Source organism: Endozoicomonas sp. SESOKO1 (assembly GCF_024606265.1).
In the GTDB taxonomy this organism is placed as follows: Bacteria; Pseudomonadota; Gammaproteobacteria; order Pseudomonadales; family Endozoicomonadaceae; genus Endozoicomonas.
The window spans coordinates 1-4031 of sequence record NZ_JAHHPP010000377.1 but is presented as its reverse complement, the minus strand read 5'-3'; the positions used below and the strand labels follow the sequence as shown (position 1 = coordinate 4031).

The 4031-nt window shown below is 47.2% G+C and carries 2 protein-coding genes; both read left to right on the top strand.

What is annotated here, in order from left to right:
• Positions 1-1827 (top strand): WD40 repeat domain-containing protein (locus tag KDK13_RS17015; protein WP_257286179.1); only part of this gene is annotated, 1827 nt, incomplete at its 5' end.
• Positions 1828-1998: 171 nt separating this feature from the next.
• Positions 1999-4031, top strand: a 2033-nt coding sequence (locus tag KDK13_RS17010; protein WP_257286178.1) for a WD40 repeat domain-containing protein, incomplete at its 3' end; no start/stop codon positions are given.

The following is a 4031-nucleotide window of genomic DNA, read 5'->3' as shown; positions in this document are numbered from 1 at the left end:
TCCTGTCTTATATCACCGCCCGATTGGGCGATGCTTTACGACGAGTTTGGTAAGCTGGAAATTGTCGGACTGAATGCTTCCACGAAGAATTACATTTTTCAATGCCAGGAAAATTGTCTTGAACTGGAACTGGTGGCCAGCTTCGATCACAAGATTATTAATGACTGGTTCAGCCCGACCGGTAAGAACCTCTTGCTCAGTGGTTGCGACAGTTTGTCAAATCATAGCCTGAGAACCTGGCGACAGGGTGTGGATGGCAACTGGTTGGAAAACGGGAAGATTACGTATTCCCAGACTATTTTTCCAGAGTTCAACCAGTCGGAAAATGCCCTCCTGACCATTAACGACAAAGACAATGTCAGGGTGAGTACGCTAAATAGTGATGGTCGGTGGGAGAAGTCAGTGGCGCTTACGCTCCCCTCCCATGACAAAAGCGGTTATTTTAGTAGTGTGCATGCAGGCTTCAGTCCGTTGAAGGATCAAATTATGTCCTACGATCAACAGACTGGCAAAATCAACGTATTGCGAGCGGATGGTAACGGCCGATGGACTCTGCTAACCCAGCCGGAAGATCTGAAAACCGGAAAATTTCCAATGCCCTTCAAGGCCATTAACAATTATTTACTGACGTGCAACGGCACAGAAGCGACCATCTGGGGCTGTAATGATAAGAACAATTGCCTGGAGAAGAAAAAGGTGATTGCCTGCAACAGCCAAATTGTTAAGGCCCAGCTGAGTAATGATGAGCGACATGCCCTTATCTTACCCGAGGGTAACATGATTATTTTCCTGGCTTGCGATGTCGACGGCAACTGGTCGCACATCGCAAAGATCCATCATCCCAGGAAATTAATAATTTACCACGATAGAGCTGAACTCAACCGTATTGCCTCAGCCTGCTTCAATACCTCCGGGCATTATGCGCTGACCCGTGGTACAAACAATTCATCTATAGTTTCTGGTTATGATGATAACGGTACCTGGGTAATAAAAATGGTGATTCAGAGGAGCGATCATGCAGTCTTCAGCCCCTCCGGGCGTAAAATAAGGGCCCGTTTCGGTTGTGGCAAATTTAAAATCTGGGACTGCAAAAATGCCAGTGTCAGTCTGGATAATGGGCAGCTCCTTCAACACATCAACAGTGACAAAATCATCTTCAGCCCCTCAGAGAACCTGCTCATCACCTATGGCAAACAAACGGATTTCGCCTGCATCTGGGGCGATGACGGGGAGGGAAACCTGATTGAGAAATTAAGGATATATCATCAAGGGGGGATTCGATCTGCTGTCTTCAATGCTCAGGAGGACAGTGTGATGTCCTTCAGTGACAGTGATTGCACTGTAAAAATCCACGGGCTCGACAGAGAGGAGAAATGGCAGGAACAGTGGGTGGACGAGCAGATCGATGTCGCCCGATTTTCCTCTTCAGGCCACCTTGCCCTTGCCATTAGCCAGGACAATTCTGTCTGCATTCTGGGACGTCACAATAATGGTAAGTGGATGAAACAGGCCCTGACAAAACCGGATGCCTATCAGATCATAGACGCCCAATTTAATCGATTGGAAGACCACTTTCTAACCTTTGGCAACAAAAAAAATCACAACGATCATGATAAGCCGGGCCTTGTGCAACTCTGGAGCGTCGGTGATGATGGTAAATGGACAATAAAAGAGCAGATAACATTGGACCATCCCGTTAAAATTTCCCACTTCAACCCCGATGGTGATCATTTAATCATCCGTTGTGAGAATAATCTTGAGAGTGCCACACCCAAAGGTGGCACCGCGCTACTCTGGAAGATTCCTGCCAGTCCGATGCAATCGTAAAAATCCTTCATAGCAGGAACTTTTGCCAAATTAACTGATCTACGGATCAGGTTCCCAATGTTGGGATAAGTAATAACATCTCGGCCTAAAGACCTGCGACATGACCGCTGGTCAACGCCTCTGTAAATTCAAATTCAATCTTTGTGCCACTATCTTTGGGCCGGAGTTATCATGCAACCTACAGAGCAGCGCTACTTCAGTATCGGTACGACAGGCAATACAACCGGATGCAGTTTGAAAAAAGAAGAGGAGGCATTAATCAACAGTCTGAAGCCAACATCCGGGTTAGTGGCTAACTTTAATAAACGTATCAGAGAAGCCTCCAGTCAGGAACAATGTGAATCTTTAAAACGGTTGAAACAGTATTTACCAGCCGGATGGAAGACCACTACAGAATTTGATGATCGCAAGCTGGAAATTGTCGGTCTGAATTTTTCTACGGGACACCTGTCACCAGACGCAGCATTGCAACAGTCTGATACCAAAATGATACCGAGCGATAGTCGTATTGGGCCTGGCAATGTTGACCGGACAAATGTTGATCGGACAAAGGGTGACATTTTTCATTGCCAGGCCAATTGTCTTGAACTCAAACTGAAGACCAGCTTCAATCTTAACATTCAACATATCTATTACAGCCCTTCAGGTAAGAACCTCTTCATCAATGGTTGCGACAGCTTGACAGATCATAGCCTGGTAAGCTGGCGACAAGACGCGAATGGTAACTGGTCGGAGAACAGCAGGATCAGGGTTGGGGCACAGAAGATTACTTCCAAGCTCAACCGGTCGGAAAATACGCTCCTGACTCACTGCAGCCGGGATGGCAAGGTCAAGGTGAGTACGCTCAATAGTGTTGGCCGTTGGGTGGAGTCGCTGGTGCTTGAGCACTCACCCCTTGCAGATGGCTACCAGCCAGTGATGGCAAGCTTCAGCCCGGTGCAGGACAAGATTATGACCTACGACCACCGTGCCGGCAATATCAACGTTTTGCGAATGGATGGCAGCCGGTGGACTCTGCTGAACCAGCCAACAAAGATCAGACAATGTGGAGCAAGAGCACTGAATTTCGTGCCCACGAATAATTTTTTAATGACTTACAATGTTGAAAAAGCGACTATCTGGCGCTTTAATGATCAGCGCAACTGTATTGATCATATATTCGACAAGGTTTGCGACAGTTTAATTTCTGATTGCCAATTGAGTTGGGATGAGCAGCATGCCTTTGTCCTCGTGGGTAACCGGGTTTTTTTCCTGGCTCACGATGCCTGCGGCAACTGGTCGCAGGTCGGAGAGATCCATCATTCTGAGCAACCCGTAGAGGTTGACTGCGGCGTAAGAGGGTCCAACCGTATTTGCTCAGTCTCCTTCAATCCCTCAGGGCGATTTGCACTTACCCGTGATTTAGCCAGGAAAACTAAAATCTCCGGTTATGGCGATAATGCTGTCTGGGTAGAAATAATAGAGATCCCGAGTTGTGATTATGTCAGCTTCAGCACCTCCGGGCGCAAAGTACTGGCCGACTTCGGTGGTGGCTCCTTTAAAATCTGGGATAGCACTCTTACAGGCAATCTGGACAAACCCCAGACCCTTGAGCACATCGGCAGTGACAGAGCCATCTTCAGTCGCTCAGAAAAACAGCTCCTGAGCTATGGCAAAGATACGGATTACGCTTGCATTTGGGGTGATGACGGGGAAGGTAACCTGATTGAGAAAACACGGGTATGTCATCAAGGAGGTATTATCGATGCTCATTTCAATACTCGGGAAGACAGTGTACTGACCGTCGGTAATGATCACACTGTGAAAATTCAGAGGCTCGGCAGAGATGGCAAATGGCTGGAACAGCTGGAGATTCAGCATCAAAAAAAAATCGATTTTGCCCGATTTTCCCCCTCAGGCCGTTTTGCCTTTTCCCTTAGCCAGAACAGTACCGCCTGCATCATGGGGCAAGGCGACAATGGCGAATGGGCGCAACAGGTTGTGTCACAACCTGGCTCCTTTTTGATCAAATTTCTCCATTTTAATAAATTGGAAAACCATTTCCTGACCTTTGGTAAAGATGATAAAGATCAGGACAAGCCGGGCTTTGTACAACTCTGGGGCATCGGTGATGATGGTAAATGGGCAGAAAAAGAGCTGATAAAACTGAATCATCCCGTTAAGGAAGCTGATTTTAGCCCCGATGGTGATCATTTAATAATCCA